At 69.1% G+C, this 20,055-nt stretch carries 20 protein-coding genes; 11 read left to right on the plus strand and 9 right to left on the minus strand.

Translation table 11 applies throughout. The features are described from left to right. Positions 1–2: 2 nt before the first annotated feature. The 9 genes from G339_RS0118235 to G339_RS0118270 form a co-directional block, all read right to left on the minus strand. On the minus strand, positions 3–962 hold the full coding sequence (locus G339_RS0118235) for a DnaB-like helicase N-terminal domain-containing protein (RefSeq protein ID WP_019632520.1): 960 nt from the start codon (positions 960–962) through the stop codon (positions 3–5). Positions 963–976: 14 nt separating this feature from the next. Then, positions 977–1,939 carry a DnaB-like helicase N-terminal domain-containing protein gene (locus G339_RS0118240; RefSeq protein ID WP_019632521.1) on the minus strand — a complete coding sequence of 321 codons (963 nt, stop codon included), beginning with the start codon at positions 1,937–1,939 and terminating at the stop codon, positions 977–979. A 2-nt stretch (positions 1,940–1,941) separates the two neighbouring features. Next, complete coding sequence (locus G339_RS38965) at positions 1,942–2,601, minus strand: hypothetical protein (RefSeq protein ID WP_157407855.1); 660 nt, start codon at positions 2,599–2,601, stop codon at positions 1,942–1,944. Positions 2,602–2,753: 152 nt separating this feature from the next. Further along, on the minus strand, positions 2,754–4,583 hold the full coding sequence (locus G339_RS34285; protein WP_019632522.1) for a type IV secretory system conjugative DNA transfer family protein: 1,830 nt from the start codon (positions 4,581–4,583) through the stop codon (positions 2,754–2,756). Further along, positions 4,583–6,055: a VirB4 family type IV secretion system protein gene (locus tag G339_RS0118250; RefSeq protein WP_019632523.1), complete on the minus strand. Its 1,473-nt coding sequence runs from the start codon at positions 6,053–6,055 to the stop codon at positions 4,583–4,585. The genes G339_RS34285 and G339_RS0118250 overlap by 1 nt, the downstream gene beginning before the upstream one ends. 29 nt (positions 6,056–6,084) lie before the next feature. Next, complete coding sequence (locus tag G339_RS0118255) at positions 6,085–7,632, minus strand: SCO6880 family protein (RefSeq protein WP_019632524.1); 1,548 nt, start codon at positions 7,630–7,632, stop codon at positions 6,085–6,087. After that, positions 7,629–8,978 (minus strand): TrbL/VirB6 family protein, encoded by a 1,350-nt coding sequence (locus G339_RS0118260; RefSeq protein ID WP_157407857.1) that lies wholly within the window; start codon positions 8,976–8,978, stop codon positions 7,629–7,631. The genes G339_RS0118255 and G339_RS0118260 overlap by 4 nt, the downstream gene beginning before the upstream one ends. Before the next feature lie 28 nt (positions 8,979–9,006). After that, positions 9,007–9,729, minus strand: coding sequence for a DUF8175 domain-containg protein (locus G339_RS0118265; RefSeq protein WP_019632526.1), 723 nt, complete (start codon positions 9,727–9,729; stop codon positions 9,007–9,009). Beyond that, a complete protein-coding gene (locus tag G339_RS0118270; RefSeq protein WP_033323573.1) occupies positions 9,726–10,058 on the minus strand; it encodes a hypothetical protein in 333 nt (110 codons plus the stop codon). The genes G339_RS0118265 and G339_RS0118270 overlap by 4 nt, the downstream gene beginning before the upstream one ends. Positions 10,059–10,288: 230 nt before the next feature. On the opposite strand from G339_RS0118270, the gene G339_RS0118275 reads away from it, so the two are divergent. From G339_RS0118275 to G339_RS0118325, 11 genes are all read left to right on the plus strand, one after another. Further along, a complete protein-coding gene (locus tag G339_RS0118275) occupies positions 10,289–10,723 on the plus strand; it encodes a helix-turn-helix domain-containing protein (RefSeq protein WP_019632528.1) in 435 nt (144 codons plus the stop codon). Between the two features lie 146 nt (positions 10,724–10,869). Further along, positions 10,870–11,430 (plus strand): M48 family metalloprotease, encoded by a 561-nt coding sequence (locus tag G339_RS0118280; RefSeq protein ID WP_019632529.1) that lies wholly within the window; start codon positions 10,870–10,872, stop codon positions 11,428–11,430. Then, positions 11,427–12,608: an MAB_1171c family putative transporter gene (locus tag G339_RS36890; protein WP_019632530.1), complete on the plus strand. Its 1,182-nt coding sequence runs from the start codon at positions 11,427–11,429 to the stop codon at positions 12,606–12,608. Before G339_RS0118280 ends, G339_RS36890 begins: the two co-directional genes overlap by 4 nt. After that, positions 12,605–13,204, plus strand: coding sequence for a hypothetical protein (locus G339_RS0118290; RefSeq protein ID WP_019632531.1), 600 nt, complete (start codon positions 12,605–12,607; stop codon positions 13,202–13,204). The genes G339_RS36890 and G339_RS0118290 overlap by 4 nt, the downstream gene beginning before the upstream one ends. A 345-nt stretch (positions 13,205–13,549) precedes the next feature. Next, positions 13,550–14,350 carry a C40 family peptidase gene (locus G339_RS34295; protein WP_169514764.1) on the plus strand — a complete coding sequence of 267 codons (801 nt, stop codon included), beginning with the start codon at positions 13,550–13,552 and terminating at the stop codon, positions 14,348–14,350. 96 nt (positions 14,351–14,446) lie between these two features. Then, positions 14,447–14,920 carry a helix-turn-helix domain-containing protein gene (locus tag G339_RS0118300; RefSeq protein ID WP_019632533.1) on the plus strand — a complete coding sequence of 158 codons (474 nt, stop codon included), beginning with the start codon at positions 14,447–14,449 and terminating at the stop codon, positions 14,918–14,920. 57 nt (positions 14,921–14,977) lie between these two features. Next, on the plus strand, positions 14,978–16,267 hold the full coding sequence (locus G339_RS0118305) for a DUF1173 family protein (protein WP_019632534.1): 1,290 nt from the start codon (positions 14,978–14,980) through the stop codon (positions 16,265–16,267). 812 nt (positions 16,268–17,079) lie between these two features. Then, positions 17,080–17,631, plus strand: coding sequence for a peroxiredoxin (locus G339_RS0118310; RefSeq protein WP_019632535.1), 552 nt, complete (start codon positions 17,080–17,082; stop codon positions 17,629–17,631). Between the two features lie 72 nt (positions 17,632–17,703). After that, positions 17,704–18,246: an alkylhydroperoxidase, AhpD family gene (gene ahpD / locus G339_RS0118315; RefSeq protein ID WP_019632536.1), complete on the plus strand. Its 543-nt coding sequence runs from the start codon at positions 17,704–17,706 to the stop codon at positions 18,244–18,246. A gap of 136 nt (positions 18,247–18,382) precedes the next feature. Continuing rightward, complete coding sequence (locus G339_RS34305) at positions 18,383–18,931, plus strand: hypothetical protein (protein ID WP_019632537.1); 549 nt, start codon at positions 18,383–18,385, stop codon at positions 18,929–18,931. Further along, a complete protein-coding gene (locus tag G339_RS0118325) occupies positions 18,928–20,055 on the plus strand; it encodes a glycosyltransferase family 4 protein (RefSeq protein ID WP_019632538.1) in 1,128 nt (375 codons plus the stop codon). Before G339_RS34305 ends, G339_RS0118325 begins: the two co-directional genes overlap by 4 nt.

Raw genomic sequence — 20,055 nt, forward strand, 5'->3', positions numbered from 1 at the left:
TCCTAGTGGCGCAGTTCCGGCCCATCGATGCCGAGGTTCCGGTCGGGCGGAGAGAGCAGCGGTGCCCGCATTTCTTGGGTTCGGCTGAGATTCGCCTGTTGGAAGTTGAGCGCCGGATCCGTACGCGTGATCTCAGTCGTCAACGTGGTCCGTATGTGATCGCTCATCATCTCGCGCCCGAGTTCCACCGCGATCCCCGCCTGAACCGGAATGCTCGCTAGTCTCGCTAGATGGCCGGGAGCGATCGTTGTGGGTTCGGTGGTGCGGTCAATGAAGTCGTTCGCCGCTCGGGTTCGCACGAGTTCCCATGCCACGGTCAGGTCGTTCACGGGTTCCCCGTATCGGTCGACCTCGATGATTGCATCGAAGATCTCGCGTCTTCCCGCGCTGAAGAGATTACGGTCCAGCCAGTCGACCTCTTGGACCTGCTCGGGGTGCTGGACTAGGTCGGCGAGAACGTAGTCCTCCCGGATCAGGCGCGTGTCCTGGTCGATCGCCCCATCGGCGAAGGTCGTGCGAAGCGCAGCCTCGAATCGGGAGTTGTGTGCGCTAAGGGCTTGCGAAAGGTCAAGCTTGTGCTGGGAGGTCGCGTCTCGCTCCGTACCAGCGGTCCGTGCGAGGCGTTCGGCGTGCCGCGCGAGGTCGGCGTACAGCGCCGCCTCCTGGAGCATCCGGCCGTAGGCCCCGATCGAAACGACATCCGGCGCGTTGAGCACCAATTCCGTCAGCCTCGTTTCGGTGATATGAGCGTGCCCAGAGCGGGTCACGATGCGTTCTGCCATCTCGATCCCGTAAACCCGCGAGCCATCGGAGCGCTCTGCCAGAAGCGCCTCGAAGATCAAGGCATGGTCTGGATCACCGAAGTCGCTCGCACGTAGGTATGGGACGTCCACGACGAGGCTCGGGTCGTGGATCAGCGCGCCGAGCAGTTGTTCTTCGACGCGGTGGAGGAGATCGGGCACGAGGCACCCCTGGACTAGTAGAGAGGGAAGTCGTCGAGACGCAGCGGTTGGATCGTCTGGGCTCGGTGCGCGATCTCCGGGGCGGTGAACGCGACGCCCTGGTGCAGCAGCGGACGTTCGCCACCGCCTTCCCTGCGCACTGGTCCGTCGACGTGGCGAAGGTGAAGCGCCAGGAGGTCGCGCGCAGTCTCAATGGACGACCCGCGCTCGATCGGCGTGGCCCCCAAGTGCGCGATGTAGGGGACCTGGTTGACAGAACTGAACTGCTCAATCAGCGACGGCACCATGGCGACGGTCTCGAAATTCCCGGCCCGCGCCATCTTGAGGTGCTGCTCGATCGGAAAGTTCGACTGGTGCGGCGGGCCGCAGTCGGAGATGTTCAGCAGGGTTTGATATATCTCCTGGCGGTTCGGGGAGAAGAATGCATCGGCGGGGAGCCAGTCAGCCAGGTCGGACACGAGACCGGGATCTTGGATCAGGTCGGCGAGTATCAATTCCTCCATGTACGCGCGCGGACTCAGCGGATGCGGCGCGACCTGAGCCCCCGGCGATAGGTGTTGTGTGATCTCCTGAGCCCAGCCGCGCATCATGTTGGTCATGTGCGCGGTGCGATCGCTTCCAGCTGCGAGGTAGGAGATTCGATTGGCCATCGAAACGAGTTCCCGATGGACGGAGTAGTCGATGAGCTGCTGGGCGTTCTCGACCGTCGCTGCGACGTTTTCACACGACAGCGCGAGGTTGATGATGCGGGTCTTCGCGCCTGGGAGGGTGCTTAGGTCCGCCATCGTCTCGGCTAGGCCAGTTCCGACAAGCCCGGGATTTTGTGCGCGTGCTCGCAGGAAACTCCGGTAGAGGAGGGCGTTCTCTTGGTCTGAGAAATGGTCGGCGTTCAATTCCGGCAGGTCGTAGGCCCTCGATGGTTCGTAGGCCAGCCCGCCTAGAACCTGCTCTTCGAGAATGTAGGACGTAGTTGCCATTGCTATCCCCGTTCGTACGATGCGGTGGTCTCGCGCGCTTGACGGCGTGCGACCGCAGCATCCGCGCGCGCCAATACCTCAGCGCGTTCGTTGCATTTCGCGGCCATGTCGGTGTCGGTCACACGCAGCCAGCCACCATTGGTAGAGACCCACCACGAACCGTCGTAGCGGACGATGTTGTGAACCGTCTGGCTGAGCGGCTGGACTCGGCCGACGAGCCGGTTCTGGCCCATCGTTGCGTTCGTCAGGAACACGTCGCTGTCGGGTCGCGAGGAAGTGCGTGAAGGTCGGAGAAGATGACTCGGTATTCCCGCGGTGTGGTCGGCCGCGGCCCAACGACGCTGCAATCGGTCGTTCGCCTGAGCTGGATCCGTGGCGCCTTGGTGTTCGGCGCGGCAACCTGCGGCATAGAACGTCAGGGCCGCGTGGATCGTCTGCCGCATCTCAGCGTGCCAGTATCGGGCCGCCTGCCCGGACGGCTGCGCCGATTCGTAGATCTCCTCGCGCCACGCTTTCAATGCGTAGAACTCTTCGATCAGTCCAGGATGCTCGGCCCAGCACGGTGGCAGCCGTTCTTCCATTCCCAGTTCGTATCGGTCGTGCAGCCATGTCACCCAGGCGACCAGATCTTTCCATGCCGCCTGTCGTTCCACCGAGTCCATAGCGTGCCACTCCGCGAAGTGGCGCGTTTTCGGCGCGGGCGCGGGTTCACATCTACGGCGGCGTAGGAAATTGAGGTCTACTGTGCTCCGTCGGCCCGCGCGTAGGCTCGTCCTCGGTTTCAACCGGGGAAGGGAATGTCCTTCAGATTCCGTCACGGGGCAGGTTCCCCTTTTGGAGAGGAGGTGCTTTCGGCGTCTGGAACACTATCCAAAGCGCGCATCAGCCGCGTTGTCTCCGTCATCGACCGTGCGTAATCAGCCGCATCGGGACTTTCGTAGTGGCGTTGCATGCGCGCGATGACCGGTGGTGTTGTTGCGTGAATGACTAGCGCCTCTCGGCGCCTATCGTCGAGGGTTCGGACCTGGTCCGGCCGCAGAGTTCTTCTGTCGGCCAAGCTTGATTGAACCGTGCGCCCCGAGCTTCCCCACTGGTGGCTGAGCTGCGTCTCGCGGTATTCGCCTGCGAGTTCGGACAACTTCCTGAGTTCGTCTCCGCTGAGGCCGCCGAGCGCGATCTTCACCGTAGACGCACCCCAGATCATCGCTGCACCGTCCTGTCCCCAGCGGAGGGTTGCCTGTGCCATTTCCTGGAGGACGGCGACGATGAAGATGCCAGTCCCGCCGGAATAGGACATCAGTGCGGGGAGATCGGGGAGCGGCGCGACGTTTGCTACTTCGTCGCAGAACATGGCGAGCGGCGGGTCGAGTCGTCCGGCCCTCGCCTTGTCGGCCAGTCGTTTCGCCTGCTCGGTGATCTCGTCGACGAAGCTGGCGATGAGCGGGGCGAGATCGCCGGCCTGCTTGTCGGAGACCAAAAGGTAGATCGTCCCTCGCTGCCTCAGAAATTCTTCGATGTCGAAGCTTTTTCCGGCCGGAGGTGAGAACGTGGCGCGAGCAGTTTCCGCAAGAAGCGGCGCGATCGCCGTTTGGACGGTGGTCCACAGGTTGGAGCGGGTTCCTTCCGGCGACCGGTAAGCAGCGTCGAGCATCGCCGCGACACCCGGTGCGGCGCGCGGATGATCCCTCAAAAGTTTCACCGGCTCGTCCACGCGCTCGTTGAGGGCCCACCGCAGGACGTCGTCCATGGGTCGGCCGTACAGTTCGGCGGCGTGCAGCCAGCCGGCCAGGAGGTTCGTCGCGGTCATCCCGAAGAAGGCCGCGTTGCCTGAGTCAGCCGTGCTGTTCTTGCCGACCGTCACCATGACGTCAGCCCTCGCGCGCGCTTTGTCGAACGCTTCGCACCCCGAGGTCGGCGACCAGCGCACCAGGTCCGGCCAGGCCGCCATTCCCGTCGGTGCCATCACCGCGACGGGTCGTCCCTCGGTCGCACGTAGGGCTGCCGTCGCCTGAAGGACGTCCGTGCGGACCGAGGTCACCAGAGCCGGACCGGGCCAGTGGTGCAGCCACGGGATGATCACCTGGCTGGTTTTGCCCTGGCGGGGTGCGGCCATCAGCAGGACGCTGTTCTCAGCGGAGATCGCGAGCGGCATGCCGGATGCGCGGCCGAGGCGCACGCCGACGTCCGTCACGGAGTAGGCGGTGTTCGCCAGGCTCGGGCGAAGGGTCATGCCCCGAGCGAGGACTGCCTTCTCCGACAGGGCGCGCGTGAGGTTGCGGCGCGAGGCGAACCCGCGGTGCGATCGCCCGGCGAGGTACCGGCGAATGCCGGCTGCTCCGCCCGCCGTGAACACGGCTGCGGTGATGATCGCGGCGGTCCACATTCCGACGGGGCCGGGGAGGGAGTCGCGCGCCGTCGAGGGCCATGCTTTCTTCGGGTCGGCCAGATGGTGCGGGAGGCGCGCCAGAACACCGAACGTCTGGCCCGGATTGACCGGCGGCCAGGACGCCGCGAACAGCGTGCCGGCGAGTTGCCCTGCCACCCACGTTCCGAGATTGGCGGTGAGCAGGACGGCCAGGACGCCGAGGACCGCAGCGTCGAGCGGGCCGTCCATGAAGCGGGTCTCGCTGTCGTGGCTTCTCATCAGAGCGCCATCCGCTCGTTGGTCCAGGTCAGCCGCTTCTCTTGGGGGGTGAGGACGACCTGGACGACGTGGCTGGCGCGTCGGCCGATCTTCCAGACCGCGCGGCCGAGCTGCTCTCCGCTCCAGGCGGCGATGTGGGCGCACTCGGTGTCGGTCAAGCCAATCACGTCCCGCGTCATCGCCAGCGGCGTGGTGTCCTGGCGCAGGCAGATTCGCACGTCGCACGAGGAGACGAGGTTGCGTGCGATGGCGACTTCCGCGGAGCCTTCGGGACCGACGGCTTCGAAATCCGCCAAGCGGTGCGTCGCGAGAACCTGGATCGTGCCCTGGGCTCGGGACAGGCGCAGGTCGGAGTCGAGCTTGCGCACCATCGCGGGTATCCGCATGGCCCGCCACAGCTCGTCGCGCACGACGAGCCGGACGGGTCCGTCCGCGTCGTCGATCGCCGCCTGCCCCCAACTGGAGACGCACGCGAGCGTCATCGCGACCGTTTCGTCGCCGCGGCCGTCGATCCTCGACAGATCGACGGTCTGCAGCGGGGCGTCGAAGTCCATCCGGACACTGGTCGGGCCGTCGAACAAACCGGAGAGGGAGCCGCGGACCATGTTGCCCAGCGCGTCCCCGGCCGGGCGGATCATTTCCCGCAGCGTCTCGATGTCGCAGCCCGCGACCCGCATCTCCATCGCCATGTCCGGAAGCGGGTCGCGCAGCAGTTCCCACACCTGCGGGATCGTCGGGTCCACCAGCGTGGTCGCGCCGTCGGCCTGCCCGGAGGCGTGCTGGATCGCCAGGCTCACCGCCGCCTCCTCGCTGGGCGTCAGGTCCCGGCCGAGCCGCATGGTGATCAGGGAGGACAGCAGGGTGATGCGGCGGCGGTGGATTTCCTCCAGCCGGGTCCGCAGCGCGTCGCGGCCTGCGGGCAGGTTGGCGCCGAGCGGACCGGCGTCCAGCGGGTTCAGGCGCGCGGTGAGTCCCGGGCCGATTTCGACGGGCTCGACGCCGAACGCGCGTGCGAGGCGGGCGTATTCGTTCTTGATGTCGCCGAGTACGAACGTTTTCACGCCGTAAGCGGCCAGCCGGAGGATCAGTGCTTTGATCGTGGCGGACTTGCCCGCGCCTGGAACGCCCGTGACGAGAAGGTTCGGGTTGGTGATCAGTCCGCGGTGGAGCCATTCGATGGGGTGGCAGGAGAACGCTCCGCCGGTGAGGCAGTCGACGCCGATGTAGGCCCCGGCCGGTGGCAGCGATCCCCCGTACAGCCAGGGGTAGAGTCCCTGCACCTGGCCGGTCGAGCCGCGGAAGACCGGGATCTGCGGACGGTAGGGCGCGCGCCCGCCGAACGGCGTGTTGTGTCCGCGCCGCGGGGGGACGTTTCGGTTCGCCCGGTCGTTCTCGGCGCGGTGGCGCGCGGTGCTGGAGTGCGCCGTCGGGGTTCCAAGGACTCGGGTCAGGTCGTAGGCGGGCAGGTCCACCCTTGTCCGTGTTCTCTTGAGTTTCACGGTCACCACCGTTTCCGCGGCAGGCCCATGCCGAGCGGGAGGGCGCCCAGCGCGAAGCCGATGTCCTGGGCCATCCATATCCGGCGGATCGAGATCCGGGCGGCTGCGGCGTCGGCTTCGAGGGCGGCGCACGCGTCGTCCAGCAGGTCGGGGTCGGTGACGGTGACGGTCACGTAGGCGGCGAAGCGGACGAGGCCGTGTCCGGCGGCCCGCTCGCGGTCTTGTGCGCGGGCGCGGTCGAGGGCGGCCTGCTCGTGTTCGGGGATCACCTGCCCGCTGCGTTGCCGCATGCGGATCGCCACGTCACGCGCGGTTCTCTCGCGCATGACCTCCTGCTCGGCACGCCGCGGGCCGAGCGGTTCGACGTAGAGGGAGAAGGCGCGCCGGTGCGCGCCCTCGCCCAGCAGCGGCGCCAGTGCGGTGGAGTAGATCTGGTTGCGCGGCCAGTCGTGGACGACGTAGGTGACGCTGTGCGCGCCGTCGTGCCGGTAGCTGCCGGGCAGCGCTTCGGCGGCGGCCGGGCCGGCGAGCGCGGGGTCGACGCCGGGCTCGCCTGGGGGCCGACCGCCTGACGCGGTCGTGGCCGTCGCGGTCGCGCGTTCGTCGGCGAGGGACCGGACCGAGTGCGGGTCGTAGGCGGTGCGCAGCGCTTCGGCCAGGTCGCGGGGCGACAGCCATCCCTCGACTTGGAGGTCCGCGCCGCGCATGGCGCTGGTCAGCGCGGTGAGCTGGCGGACCAGGACGGTCGCGGCGCCGCCCGTGCCGCCGCCCGCCGCCTTGATCTGTGCGGCGGCGCGCCGGTGGTCCAGCGTGAACGCCAGGACGCTTTCGCGGTGGGACGTCGCCAGGGTGGCGGTGGCCAGCAGCGCGTCGGTCACCTCGGTCGCGACCTCGGGAGCGTCGGTGTCGGCGTGCAGTTCGTGCCACCGCCGCAGGGCTGCGCCGGACTTGGGGACGAGCCGCTGCAAGGCCTGGACGCGGACGATCGCGTTGCCCTCGGTGCACAGGCCGCTCAGCAGTCCGCCCCACGCGGAAACGCGCAGGTCGCGGCGGGTGGAGTCGACGAGGCCGATCCCGGGCACGCGAACGCGGGCGACCGCGGTGTAGGTGCGGTCGAGGCGGTGGTGCGCGATGGCCAGGGCGCGGCCGTCGACACGCGACCGCGCCTGAAGGATCTCGATCGGGGCCAGGATGCCGGGGAGGTCCATCGGCGCCGGCTCATCCGGGGCGTCGGCCCGTGGGGCGAACGCGCCGGAGAGGAACTTGTGCCGGTCGCGGATCCGCAGCAACGCGTACGAGAGCGCCGAGGCCGCCCATTCGTCGAGCGTGCGGCCCGCGATCCGCGCGAGCGCCGCGATGAGCAGGAGCCCGGCGATCGGCCAGCACACCGCGCCCAGCCCGGCCCGGGAGACGGCGAGCGGCCAGGTGGCCGCCAGGACCGCGCCGCCCAGCAGCGCGGCCCGCCTCCCCGACAGACCGAAAATGAAGGCCACTTTCTCGCCTTGCCAGCCGAAGTAGGTCCGCGGCTCGTCCTTGGCTTCTTCGGTCATCGCTGGTCACCGTCCTGCGTCGGCGGGTCGGGCGGGGGGCTGTGATCGAACTCGGGTTCGGGGTCAGGGGGCGGCTCGGCGTCGGGGAAGGGCTCGGGGACCGGGGGTTCGACCTCGGGTTGACGGGCGTCGGGGTGGCGGATCGGCTCGGGACCGGGCGGGGAGCCGTGCTGGCGACCGTCGTGTCGACGGCCGTGCCCCGGCGGCCCGGCCGCGTAGCCGGCGGGGCGCCCGCCGAGCCCGGCGTGCCCGGCCATCTGGTCCATCCCGCCCGACAGCGCGTTGACCGCCTTCTGCGCGGTGTCGACGACCTTGCCGGCCGCCGCGAGGACCCCCGCGGTGCCCGCGCCCGCTGCCGCCGCACCGGCCTGACCGGCACCGCCGCCCTGCATCGTGCGCGCTTCGGCGTCCTGGGAGAACGTGTCGGGACGCGGGCCGCTCGGGGCGCCGTCGCCGCCGCCCGTCTTCCCGGCGGCGACGCCCAGCAGCGAGCCGAGCCCGGCGGTGCCGCCGACCTCCACCGACGCCCACGCGAAGAACCTCGCGATCGCGGGCCAAGCGAAGACCGCGAGGATGAGGACGAGCATCCCGGACAGGAGCGTCTGAATGTCGTCGGATTCTCCGGTCAGACTGAAACCGATGGCGAACACCAGAGCGATCACGGGTTTGAGGAAGATGAGTTGCGCCGTCGCCGTCACCATCTTCGTCCACCACGCGCGGGTGGATTCCGAAACCTGCCCCGCCGCCGCGATCGGCGACGTCGCGACCAAGACCGCGATCGCGGCGTTGCGCAGCAGGAGTTCGAACCACAGGATCAGCGCGAGGAGAATTCCGACGATCGCGAGGATGAGCAGAAGCGCCGGCGCTTGCGTGATCTGGCCGCTGTAGGTGACGACCTTGCCGAGCCGTGTGGACAGGGCTTTGGTCGACCCGAAGGAGCGCTTGATGATGTAGGCCGCGATCTCGTCGGAGGCGCGCAGCGCGGTGGTCGCGATGACCAGCGTGAGCATGAACGCCAGTGCCGCCTTCCCGACGCCCGTCAGCCCCTGCGCCATCGCGGACCCGTCGTGCGTGAGCACGGTGCGGATCACCTGCCCGAGCAGGAGGAACACCGCCACCGCCCCGGCGATCCCAAGGCACATCGCGTACACGCCCCGCACCGCGTCCGAGTCGAGGGTCACGGCGGGGAACGCCACGAAAGCCTTGGCCAGCCGCCCGAGGAGCATTTCGGCCGATGCGGAGAAGGCCTTCACCATCGAGTTGAACGCCCCGCCCGCGATGTTGCTGATCCCACCGCCGATCACGTCCCCGAAACATCCGGCGGGGTTGGATGGGCTGCACGTCATCTGAAATCTCCAAGGAACGTCGTCGAGGTCATTCCGACAGCGGTTTCCAGCCCAGGGCCGCAGCCTCATCGGATCCGGGGGCCGCCCGCAGGTCGGCGAAATCGTCGCTCAGAGTCGGGCGCGGCATCTTCCAGTCCCCGGCGACCCAGCGCATCTGCGCCGGGTAGACGCCGATCCGGGTATCGACATCGCCGTCCGGCAGGGTCGTCTGGTAATAGCCGAGGACCAGCACGGTCACCGAGTCGGCGGTGGCGTTCCGCACCTGGTAGGCCGCCGGAGTGAGGAGAACATCGGCACCGGTCGCTCCCTTGGCGGGGAGCCCCAGCGCTTTACGGGTCTGCGCCGGCCCTTCGGCCAGCTCGCGCGCCGCGTCGCGCCACGATGGGTCCGCTACCGCGCCGGCGATCTCCGCCGCGCGGCGGGCGTCGAGCGTCGAGGCGATCTGCGCCCAGTAGTGGACCGCCGCCGAGACCGCCCCGGCGAGCGAGTGTGGGTACCCAACCGGCACTCCATGCTCGGTCCGCGCGCCCTGCACGAGCCGAAACGGGCCGGCCGGTGCGGACTCGACGGGCGTTGGCTCCGCACGGCCGGGCGGCGCAGTCCGCGATCCCGAGGGCGCGGCCGCGTCCCGCGTCGCGAACACGGCCACCAGCGCCCCGCCGAGCAGAACCGCGACGAGCACCGCCAGCACGGCGAAGCGCCGGGCGGCGCGACCGCGCGACAGGAAGTCCTCGTCGCGCTGCGCGCTCACGCGGCGGCCCCGAAGACCTCGTTCACCATCGGGATCGCCAGCGCCACGACCACCGCTCCGCCGAGCGACCACAGCAGGGCCCTTTTCCCGCGGTCGGCGGCGTCGGGCCGGTGGGTGACCGTGCCGAACGCCATCAACCCGCCCGACGCGGCGGCGACGAGGCCGCAGGTGATCAGCGCGCCCCACTTGGTGTAGCTGAGCAGCAGGCTCACGCCTTTGCTTCTGTTGGTCGGGTCGATGGGCGCGGGGTTGTCGAGGACGTCGGCGGCCAGGACATGCAGCCGTGGACCCGCGTGGATGAGCAGGTCGTGCAACAGCAGCAACGACATCGCGATCAACTCCTCAGGCGAGTGATGTCTGCTGCAGCAACCGACGTTCACTCGTCGAACAAGACCAGGGCGGTTGCCACAGCAAACGGAATGAGGAGGTTTATAGGGCGCGAGAACCATGCGTGTCAACTTTGGCAAGCACGATGGGGGCCCGTGGCGCGCTTGATTCGCCACAGCAAGCGCGGCATCCTAGGAGTGCAGCAGTGTCGGTCCCGGACGAGGGAGTGCGAGTGCCAGACTCCGACGGCAGCGTCATCGCGCGTCGGCTCGATCACCTGTTCGCCACGGTGCATCCGAAGGACCGCCGACCGTACGCCCTCCGGGAGGCCGCGCGCCTGATCAACGAGCGTGCTGGCGAGAAGCTGGTTTCGGGCGCCTACCTGTCGCAACTGCGCAATGGCACCAGGGCGACGCCCAGCCACAAGATCCTCGTCGCGATCGCGGAGTTCTTCGGCGTCTCGGTGGAGTACTTCACCGACGACGCCGTGGCGCAGCGCACCGACGACCAGCTCGACCTGGTCGCGGCCCTGCGCGATGCCGAGGTGAAGACGATCGCGCTGCGCGCCTCCGGGCTCTCACGCGAAAGCCTGCGGGCGATCCTCGGCATGGTGGAGAACGCGCGCCGCCTCGAAGGCCTGCCCGAATCCGACGTTACCAAAGAGTAATAAACCGTCGCGAGGCCCTACGGCTACGCGGTTCCCACCGTTTACTCACCCCCTGACGTGAGCAAAGTCCTCTTTCGCGAAGCAGCGAAGATCATTTAATCTCCAGCAACCGGCGGCGGCGTCACCGCTTTTGCAGGAGGTTACGGGTGGACGATCTGAAGGCTCTCCGCGCGGCGTGCGAGGCGGTTCTGGAACGGCTGCCGACCCCCGGTCGGATCGACGACTACTGCCAGGCGATCTCGTCGATGCGGGGTCGGCCGCTGCTGGTGATGCCGATGATGATGCAGGCCCCGGCGAGCGGTACCTGCGCCTACGGAGCCTGGGTCGGCACATCGCATTTCGATCTGGTGGTCTTCGACGAGGCGGCGAGCCCCCTGCACCGCGACCAGATCGTGCTCCACGAGATCGCGCACATGGTCCTCGGGCACGGTGCTTCGGTGGACGAAGCCGTGAGCCCCGATTTCCTCGCCGATTTCCTGGTCGATACCGTGCCCGACCTGAGCGGGTCGCTGCTTCGCACAATGCTCCAGCGCCGCGCCTACGATTCACGAGCCGAGGCGGAAGCCGAGCTGCTCGGATCCCTCATTCTGGAACGCGCCAACCGGCCCGCGCGTAACGCCGACGCCACCCAGTGGGTCGGGCGGCTGGGAACCGCGCTGCAGCACCCGCGACACCGCCGCCGCGCCCGGCACCGCAGCCGTCGATGACGACCGCCGTCGTCGTCGTGCTGTGGATCGTCACCGCATGGCGCCTCCCCAGCATTCGCCAGGAACAGTGGACGCGGGGCCTGGGAACCACCTTCGCGTTCTTGGCGGTGGCGCTCACCGCCGCGCTGCCCGCGATCGACGCCCGCATCAGCGCCGCCACCGGCATCGTCGCCCTCGGCACGATGATCAAGCATCTGGCCGGGATCGCGGCGTGCTGGTCAGTGCTCGCCTGGATCACCAGCGTCCTGGACGCCGACACAGCTCGGCGGCGACGCGCCCAGGTCGCGTCCGCCATCGCGACGGGCGTCGTCACCACGGTGTTGTTCATCGCCAGCTCGCCGAAGCCGGGCCCGTTCGACGAGGTCATGGCGGGCGATCGCCTGGCCACCGCTCACGTGGCTGTCTTCGAGGTCTACCTGGGGCTGGCGATGGGCATGGCGACCGCGCTGTTCGTCGCGGCAGCCCGCCGGACCAGCGCCGCGATCCTGCGCACCGGCCTGGTCCTGCTCAGCCTGGGCACGACGCTCGGGATCGGCTACGCGGTGCTGCGGTGCGTCGTGCTGATCACCGCGATCGTCGACCGAACGGCACCCCCGACCACCGTCTCCCACATGGCGCCCGACGTCGAAGCCGCCGCGATCCTGCTGATCGTGGGCGGGACGACACTGCCCGCCGCGGCGACCGGGTTGGCGCACTGGAGGTACTACCGGGCGCTGTCCGCGCTGCGGCCCCTGTGGGACCGGCTCACCACCGCGGTCCCCGACGTCGTCCTCGGACGCCGGCCCGGCCGCGCCGCCGACGCGCTCCCTCAGGACGTGCGCGTTCGCTTGCTGCGGCGCGTCGTCGAAATCCACGACGCGCAGCTGTCCCTTCGCCGACACGTCACCGCCGAGCACATCGCGTGGGCCCGCGCGCAACTCGCCCAGCTCGGCGTCGCCGAGCCCGACCTGGACGCCGCGACCACGGCCGCCTGGCTCCACGCCGCCGCCGCTGCCCACCTCAGCGGCCTTCCCCAGCTCGTCGATGCCGTCGACGACCAGCCCGCAGGACACGACAACCTCGACCAAGAGGCCGAACGCCTTCTCGCCGTCGCCGCGATGACCCGCGTCCCCACCGTCGCCCAAGTCGCCGCATCCCTCTGCCAGCGCGTGGAAGAACACTCGAAGGAACACCGATGACCAGCACCGCCGCGCCGGGAACGCCCCGCATGACGAGCGCGCGAATCCTCACCGACTGGCTCCACCCCAAGACCTGGATCGTCGTGGTGGCGCTCGCGATCGGCTGGCACTCCGACCAGTGGTCCGGCGTGGCGTGGGGCGTGTTCGGCATCGTGTTCGCCGCCGTCATCCCGGTCGCGCTCATCACCCGCGGCGTCCGCAAAGGCCACTACGCCGACCACAACATCGGCGTGCGCACCCAGCGCATCGTCATCATGGCCCTGATCATCGCGTCCGTGTCCGTCGCCCTGGCGGGGATGACGCTCGGGCACGCCCCCCGCGCGATGCTCGCGCTCATGGCCGCGATGATCGTCACCCTAGTCGGGCTCCTGGCCGTGACGGCACGATGGAAGATCAGCGTCCACGGAGCGGTATCCGCCGGATCGGTGGCGATGCTCGCCCTGGCGTACGGGCCAGTCCTGCTCGCCGCCTTCGTCGTCGTCGCGGCCGTCGGCTGGTCCCGCGTCGAACTGCGCGACCACACGACCGCCCAGGTCCTCGCGGGCTCCGCGCTCGGCGCGGCGGCTTCAGCGATCAGCTACTCACTGATCAGCTAGCGCAACGCCTGCTTGCTATAGTTGACAGTCAGAACACGGAATCGCTACGGTCTCGCCGCAACAACGTTTGCTACAGCTTACGCCTTGGTGGCGCGGGAGGTCGTCGATGTCCGCACTCGAACCCGGAATCAGCGGATGAGCGGGAAGGCCGGGGTCGCCGCCGCAGTCGCCGCCGCACCCGTCGCACTCGTACTGGGCATGGGACTGGGCACCGCGTCGGGAACCTCGAATGAGACCGTCGATCCCGCCTGCCTCGGCACAACCGGCTCAGGCTGGAAAGCGGGACACGGTGAAGTCCTCGACGCCGCGCAGGCCCGGAACGCCGGGGTGATCTATCAGGTCTCCGTGCAGCTCAAGCTTCCCGCCCGCGCGGCCGTCATCGCGATCGCCACCTCGATGCAGGAGGACCGGCTGCGCAACTCCACCAAGCCGAGCAACCGCGACAGCCTCGGGCTGTTCCAGCAGCGACCGTCCCAGGGGTGGGGCACCCCCGAGCAGGTCACCGACCCGACCTACGCCTCGAAGGCGTTCTACGGCCGGCTGGTCAAGATCCCGAACTGGCAGACGATGCCCCTGACCCAGGCCGCGCAGGCGGTGCAGAAGTCCGGCCACCCCGACGCCTACGCCCAGTGGGAGCAGGTCGCCACCCGGCTCGTCACCGCCCTCCGCCAAAAGGCCGCGTCGTGCAGCCCGGCGTCCGGCAGCGAACTCGGCAAGGCGATCCTCGCCCAGGCCACCAAGTGGATCGGACTGCCCTACCAGTACGGCGGCGGCGACCAGCGCGGACCCAGCGCCGGCCAGAACTCCCTCGGCACCGGCGAGCGCGGCTTCGACTGCTCCGGGCTGACGGTCTACGCCGTCTACAAGGCCACCGGCGGGAAAGTCCTGCTCCCCCGAACCTCGCAACTGCAGTTCCAGGACCGGCGCTTCAAGCACATCCCCTACAACCAGCTCCAAGTCGGGGACCTGGTGTTCTGGCCCGGCTCCAACGGAACCGCCGCCGCGCCCGGACACGTCGGGATCTACGCAGGCAGCGGCCGCTTCTTCAACGCGCCCTCGACCGGCTCCAAGCTCCGGTTCGACTCCATGGCCCCCGGCACCAACCGGTACCGCACCTTCATCGCCGGTGTCCGCATCACCACCTGAGATATACTGGGGTGTACGCGAGCGCCGGAACGGCTACGTGGGCACTCTCCTCGGCCAAGCCTACGCGCGTCGGCGACCAGCCCGAGGGAGCACCCGATGACCGAAGACACCACCCCCGAACCCGCCGCCGACCCCGGCCTCCTCGCCCGCCGCCTGGAATACCTCTTTCAGACCAAGCGCGCGGACAGCGGCAAGCCCTACACCCACGTCCAGGTCGCGGACGCCATCAACGCCGCCGCCGGAGACAAGATCATCTCCCAGGCGTACATCAACCAGCTCCGGCGAGGCGTCAAAACGAACCCGACCCGCCGCCACTTGGCCGCCCTCGCGGACTTCTTCGGCGTCTCCGTCCTGTACTTCTTCGACGGCGACCCCGCGACCGACCACGAGGGCCCCCGCGACGAAGCAGAACTCGCCCTCCAGGACGAGGCCGTCAAGAACGTCGCGATGCGCGCCGCCGGCCTCTCCCCCGAAACCCTGCGCATGATCCAGGACATGATCGACCGCGCCCGCACCCTCGAAGGGCTTCAGGAATACCCCGGCCCCGAGGCCTCGTCCGACTCCGCCTGACCGCAGGCTCGCGGCCGACGCGACGACGCCTCATCCCCCGAGTGAGGAATCTGCGCCATGCCCGACCCCCGACATGAGGCCGCCGACGCCGACCGTGAGCCGGACGCCGGCTTCCACGACGCCCTCCCCGGACGAGTCCGCATCGCCGACCAGGTCGTGGACCTGGCGGCCGTGCGCACCAACCCCGGCAACTACGCCCGGCTCCTCGCACGGGCCCGCGCCGAAGTCGGCTATGCCTACTGCCTGTGCCGCAACCCGGAACTGAAACTCGTCATCCGGACTCGCTCCGAGCGCTACCACCTGGCCGGCTGGCCAGAAACAGGCGACCAGCACGCCGTCGGCTGCTTCTTCCACAAACCCGAAGGCTCCCTGTCCGGCCGATCGCTCTACACCGCCACAGCGATCACCGAGGACGCCAATGGCGTCACCATCCGCCTCACGCACCCGCTCGACACCGACCTACGGCAGCCACGCGGTGTTGCCCTTCCGCACGGCGGCGAGGCGGCGTCCGCCCAATCGACGGCCTTTCGAACCGTCGGGCTGCTCGGCCTGCTGCACTGGCTCTGGGAGCAGACCCAGCTGAACCAGTGGCATCCCCGGTGGCGCCGGACCTGGTACACCTGCCACGCTCGCCTCGCCCACATCGCCGCCGATTGCGCCGTCAACGGACTGGAGCTGACCGAGCGGCTGTACGTCGTTCCGCCATATCGGCCCGACACCGCACCCGCGGCAGCCCAGAGATTCCAACGCTTCTCCGAACAACTCGGAAGACGCGGCGAGGTCGAGCGCCGCGGATTGATCCTCGGCGAGATCAAGGAAACCGCGCCGACCCGCTATGGCACGCGTTACCGCTTGCGCCACCACCGCGGCGCTCTCTTCAGCACCGCGGCACTGACCGAACGCGTCACCCGCGCCTACCCCGCCGCCTTCTCCGCCATCGCCTCAGCGGCACCCGACACGATGCGCCGCATCGCGCTGTGCGTCGTCGAACGCACCGCCAAGGGCAACCTCACCATCACCGACATGGCCGTCATGCTCACTAACCGCGCCTACCTCCCGGCCGACAGCTCCCACGAGATCACCATGGCCGACCACCTCATCGACGCCGGCCGCGCCTTCACCAAACCAGTCCGCTACGACGCCAAAGACGACCAGGTCTTCCCCGACTGCGTCCTCACCGACACCTCACCCCACACCTACGTCGAGGTCTGGGGCGTCCGAGGACGCCCCAGCTACGAACGCCGCAAACACGCCAAACAGACCCACTACCGCGAACACCACATCAACGTCGTCGAATGGGACATCACACGACCCCTTCCCGACCTACGCCACCACCCGTCCACCTAACGGTCAGCACTTGCGCCCGCCGCACGAAGCCGCGTCCGACGGGCGAGCCGTGCGGGCGAGAACCTCGTCGTGGCAGTCTCGGACGGAGTCACCAGCTCGGCGCCATCCGGGGTCGGCAGTGCTACCGCGCACGTCACCGGGGCCGTACAGCACTGCTCCACGCATCGCACATCTCCTTGTCCGTCATCGAAGCATCCGCGGTCACGCTCCGCACCCCGGCCGGTCTTTCACGCCACTCTCGCGTTCAAACCCCCAGCCACGCGCTGGCCGAGGCCCCTACCCAGGGGATAGCGTCCCCTGTAGCAGGACATGGCCGGGGATCCACGATCTCACTCGCCCTTAACACTGTGGTGCCCCGACCCGAGAGTGGGACACAGGGCGCGTTCATCGAGGAGTTCCGACTTCCGACCGAGCAAGGAGTCTGGCCGATGCGCCGACACCAGATTCTGTGGGCGTCCCGCTGAACGTTCGCGGCGTAGCAGGCCGTTCAGTGCGACGGTGAAATGTTTGGGCGGTTTGCGGATACACTCCGGGGTCACCGCCTCCACCGGTCACCCGCGTGACATCGGTCATACTCTGCGCGCGCCGGGGGTAGGTCTCCGGACGAGAGGCGGCAGCGGGCAGGGACTCCGCCACCTTGATAGGGAAACCCTATCGGCATCATGTGGCAGATTGATTTCTCTTTTCAAAGCCCGTGCGGCACTCTAGCCACAACGGCCGCCACGAAAGTCCCACAGGACTCGGCGGTCACAATCACCCCGTGTGTCCCGCGCGCTGCGGGGACGCCCACACTCGCAACCAAAGGAGTCTGCGTGCTTACTGTCGGTGACCAGTTCCCCGAGTTCGAGCTCACCGCCTGCGTCTCGCTGGACCCGGACAACGCCTTCAAGACGATCAACCACAAGACCTATGAGGGTTGGAAAGTCGTCTTCTTCTGGCCCAAGGACTTCACGTTCGTCTGTCCGACCGAGATCGCCGAGTTCGGCCGGCTCAACGAGGAGTTCGCCGACCGCGACGCCCAGGTCCTCGGCGCGTCCGTCGACAACGAGTTCGTCCACTTCGCGTGGCGCAAGGACCACCCGGACCTGCGCGAGATCCCGTTCCCGATGCTGGCGGACCTCAACCGCGAGCTGACCTCCGCGCTCGGCATCCTCACCCCGGACGGCGTCGCGCAGCGCGCCACCTTCATCGTGGACCCGGACAACGAGATCCAGTTCACGATGGTGACCGCCGGCTCGGTCGGCCGGAACGTCAAGGAGGTCCTGCGGGTCCTCGACGCGCTCCAGTCCGACGAGCTGTGCCCCTGCAACTGGAACAAGGGCGAGGCGACCCTCGACGCGGGCAAGCTCCTCGCCGGAGCCTGATCCCCCGTTCCCGAACCCGCCGGCGGCCGGCCGCGACGCAGCGGCCGGCCGCCCCGCCGAAAGGACCCGATCATGAGCGTTGACGCGCTGAAGTCCGCCCTTCCCGACTACGCGAAGGACACCAAGCTGAACCTGGGCTCGGTGACCTCCACCTCGTCGCTGTCCGAGCAGCAGCTCTGGGGCACGGTGCTCGCGACGGCCCTCGCCAGCCGCAACGCCGTGGTCATCCGGGAGCTGGCCGAGGAGGCGGGCGACTACCTGTCCGCCGAGGCGTTCGAGGCGGCCAAGGGCGCCGCGTCGATCATGGCGATGAACAACATCTACTACCGCGCGACGCACCTGATCGGCGACGAGACCTACGCGACGCTGCCCGCCAAGCTCCGCATGTCGATCATCGGCAAGCCGGGCGTGGACAAGCTCGACTTCGAGCTGTGGTGCCTGGCGGTCTCCGCCGTCAACGGCTGCGGCCGGTGCCTGGAGTCGCACGAGAAGGTCCTGCGCGACGGCGGGCTGTCCCGCGAACTCGTCCAGGAGGCGCTGCGCGTCGCCGCGGTCGTCCACGCCGCCGCCGTGACCCTGGAGGGCGAGGCCGCCCTGGCCCCCGCCACCGTCTGACGGGACAACAGGTAAATTTTCCCCCAAAGCCCGGCCACTCGTGATCCTGGCCGGGCTTTGGGACGTCTCGAACAAGAGACCACAACATCGACATGTGGGATCGAGTTCGATTCATCCAGCGGGGGAGAACGTTTTCATGGCGGCAGAGACACCGCGCGCCGATGGAGTCGCGCGCGCACCGGGCGGGCCCGCGGGCCCGCACGCCGAAGCCACCGAGGTCTGGCCGCGAGACGGCGTCATCCGGATCGTCGGCGGCGTCCACGGGTTCGGCGCCCCCGCCGACGGCTGGACGCTGGAGAGCCGCGCGCGCGAGCGGCAGCGCGATCCGTCGCTCGGCGGCCGCGTCCGCAGCCGACTGCAGAACCGGCTCCGGGCCGTCCCCCGGGTCCTGGCCCACCCCGTGGACGTGGTGGACGGGCGGTTCGAGGCGGTCATCGACATCCGGCGCCTGACGCCGCCGCACCGCGGCATGACCGAGCACTGGGACCTCTTCCTCGTCCGCCGCGCGGGCGCCGAGCGCCGCACGCTGCGGGTCGGCCGGTGGCTCGACGAGATGCCCGGGAAGAAGTCCATCGTGACCTTCCCCGCCCAGTCACCGGACCGGCCGCCCGGAACGAGCGTCCGGCCCTACTTCACCAGCGCGGACGCGCTGGCCATCCGCGCGCGCAGGAAGTCGGACAAATGAAGATCACTTACGTTCTGACCTGGGCGTACGCGATGGGCGGCACGATCCGCACGGTGATCAGCCAGGCGAACGCGATGGCCCGCGCGGGTCACGACGTCGAGCTGGTGAGCGTGCTGCGGACCAATGACGATCCGCGCTTCCCGGTCGATCCGGCCGTGCGGATGATCTCGCTCATCGACCGGCGCGTGGACAAGGCCGACCCGAACGCCGGGCCCGGCACGGTGGTGCCGCCCGCCGAGCGCATCGCGAACGTCTTCACCGCCGACGTCGAGGCCGTCGTCGCCGAGTACTTCGGCGGGTTCCACGACCGCGTCCTCGTCACCACCCGGCCCGCGCTGAACCTGCTGTCCGCGCGGTTCGCGCCGCGCACCGCCGTCCGAGTCGCGCAGGAGCACGTGAACTTCGGGACGCACCGCGAGGAGCTGCGGAAGGTCCTCGCGGAGTGCTACACGCCGCTCGACGCGCTGGTCACGCTGACCGAGCGCGACCGGGAGGCGTACCGCGAGGTCTTCGGCGACGCGCTGCGCGTCGAGTGCATCCCCAACGCGCTGCACACGCTGGACGTGCGGCGCGCCGACCCGGACGCGCGGACGGTCGTCGCCGCAGGCCGCCTCGCCCGGCAAAAGGGCTACGACATGCTCATCCCGGCGTTCGCCAAGGTCGTGGAGAAGCACCCGGACTGGCGGCTGCGCATCTACGGCGGCGGCCAGGAGGAGGAGAAGCTGCGCCGCCGCGTGCTGCGCGACCACCTCTACAACCACGTCTTCCTCATGGGCGCGAGCAGCCGGCTCGGCGAGGAACTGCCCAAGGGCTCGATATACGCGCTCAGCTCGCGGTTCGAGGGCTTCCCGATGGTGCTCATGGAGGCGCTCAGCCACGGGCTCGCCCCGGTCGCGTTCGACTGCCCGTCCGGACCCCGCGAGATGCTGACCGACGGCGTGGACGGGCTGCTCGTCCCGCCCGCCGACGTCGACGCGTTCGCCGCCGCGCTGTGCCGCGTCATCGAGGACGGCGAGCTGCGCCGCTCCCTCGGCGAGAACGCCCTGAAGACGGCGCAGCGCTACGGCCCGGACTCCGTCCTCCCCCGGTGGGAGCGGCTGTTCGCCGAGCTCACCGGGGGGTGA

Origin of the sequence: Actinomadura atramentaria DSM 43919 (assembly GCF_000381885.1) — a bacterium.
Lineage (GTDB): Bacteria > Actinomycetota > Actinomycetes > Streptosporangiales > Streptosporangiaceae > Spirillospora > Spirillospora atramentaria.

Bases quoted from the DNA above. Each gene is read 5' to 3' on its own strand.
- G339_RS0118270 (WP_033323573.1), bottom strand. From the start codon at position 10,058: ATGTCGTTGCTGCTGTTGCACGACCTGCTCATCCACGCGGGTCCACGG.
- G339_RS0118290 (WP_019632531.1), top strand. From the start codon at position 12,605: ATGACCAGCACCGCCGCGCCGGGAACGCCCCGCATGACGAGCGCGCGA.
- G339_RS34285 (WP_019632522.1), bottom strand. From the start codon at position 4,583: ATGAGAAGCCACGACAGCGAGACCCGCTTCATGGACGGCCCGCTCGAC.
- G339_RS38965 (WP_157407855.1), bottom strand. From the start codon at position 2,601: ATGGACTCGGTGGAACGACAGGCGGCATGGAAAGATCTGGTCGCCTGG.
- G339_RS0118305 (WP_019632534.1), top strand. From the start codon at position 14,978: ATGCCCGACCCCCGACATGAGGCCGCCGACGCCGACCGTGAGCCGGAC.
- G339_RS0118300 (WP_019632533.1), top strand. From the start codon at position 14,447: ATGACCGAAGACACCACCCCCGAACCCGCCGCCGACCCCGGCCTCCTC.
- ahpD (WP_019632536.1), top strand. From the start codon at position 17,704: ATGAGCGTTGACGCGCTGAAGTCCGCCCTTCCCGACTACGCGAAGGAC.
- G339_RS34305 (WP_019632537.1), top strand. From the start codon at position 18,383: ATGGCGGCAGAGACACCGCGCGCCGATGGAGTCGCGCGCGCACCGGGC.
- G339_RS0118255 (WP_019632524.1), bottom strand. From the start codon at position 7,632: ATGACCGAAGAAGCCAAGGACGAGCCGCGGACCTACTTCGGCTGGCAA.
- G339_RS0118240 (WP_019632521.1), bottom strand. From the start codon at position 1,939: ATGGCAACTACGTCCTACATTCTCGAAGAGCAGGTTCTAGGCGGGCTG.
- G339_RS36890 (WP_019632530.1), top strand. From the start codon at position 11,427: ATGACGACCGCCGTCGTCGTCGTGCTGTGGATCGTCACCGCATGGCGC.
- G339_RS0118325 (WP_019632538.1), top strand. From the start codon at position 18,928: ATGAAGATCACTTACGTTCTGACCTGGGCGTACGCGATGGGCGGCACG.
- G339_RS0118260 (WP_157407857.1), bottom strand. From the start codon at position 8,978: ATGACGTGCAGCCCATCCAACCCCGCCGGATGTTTCGGGGACGTGATC.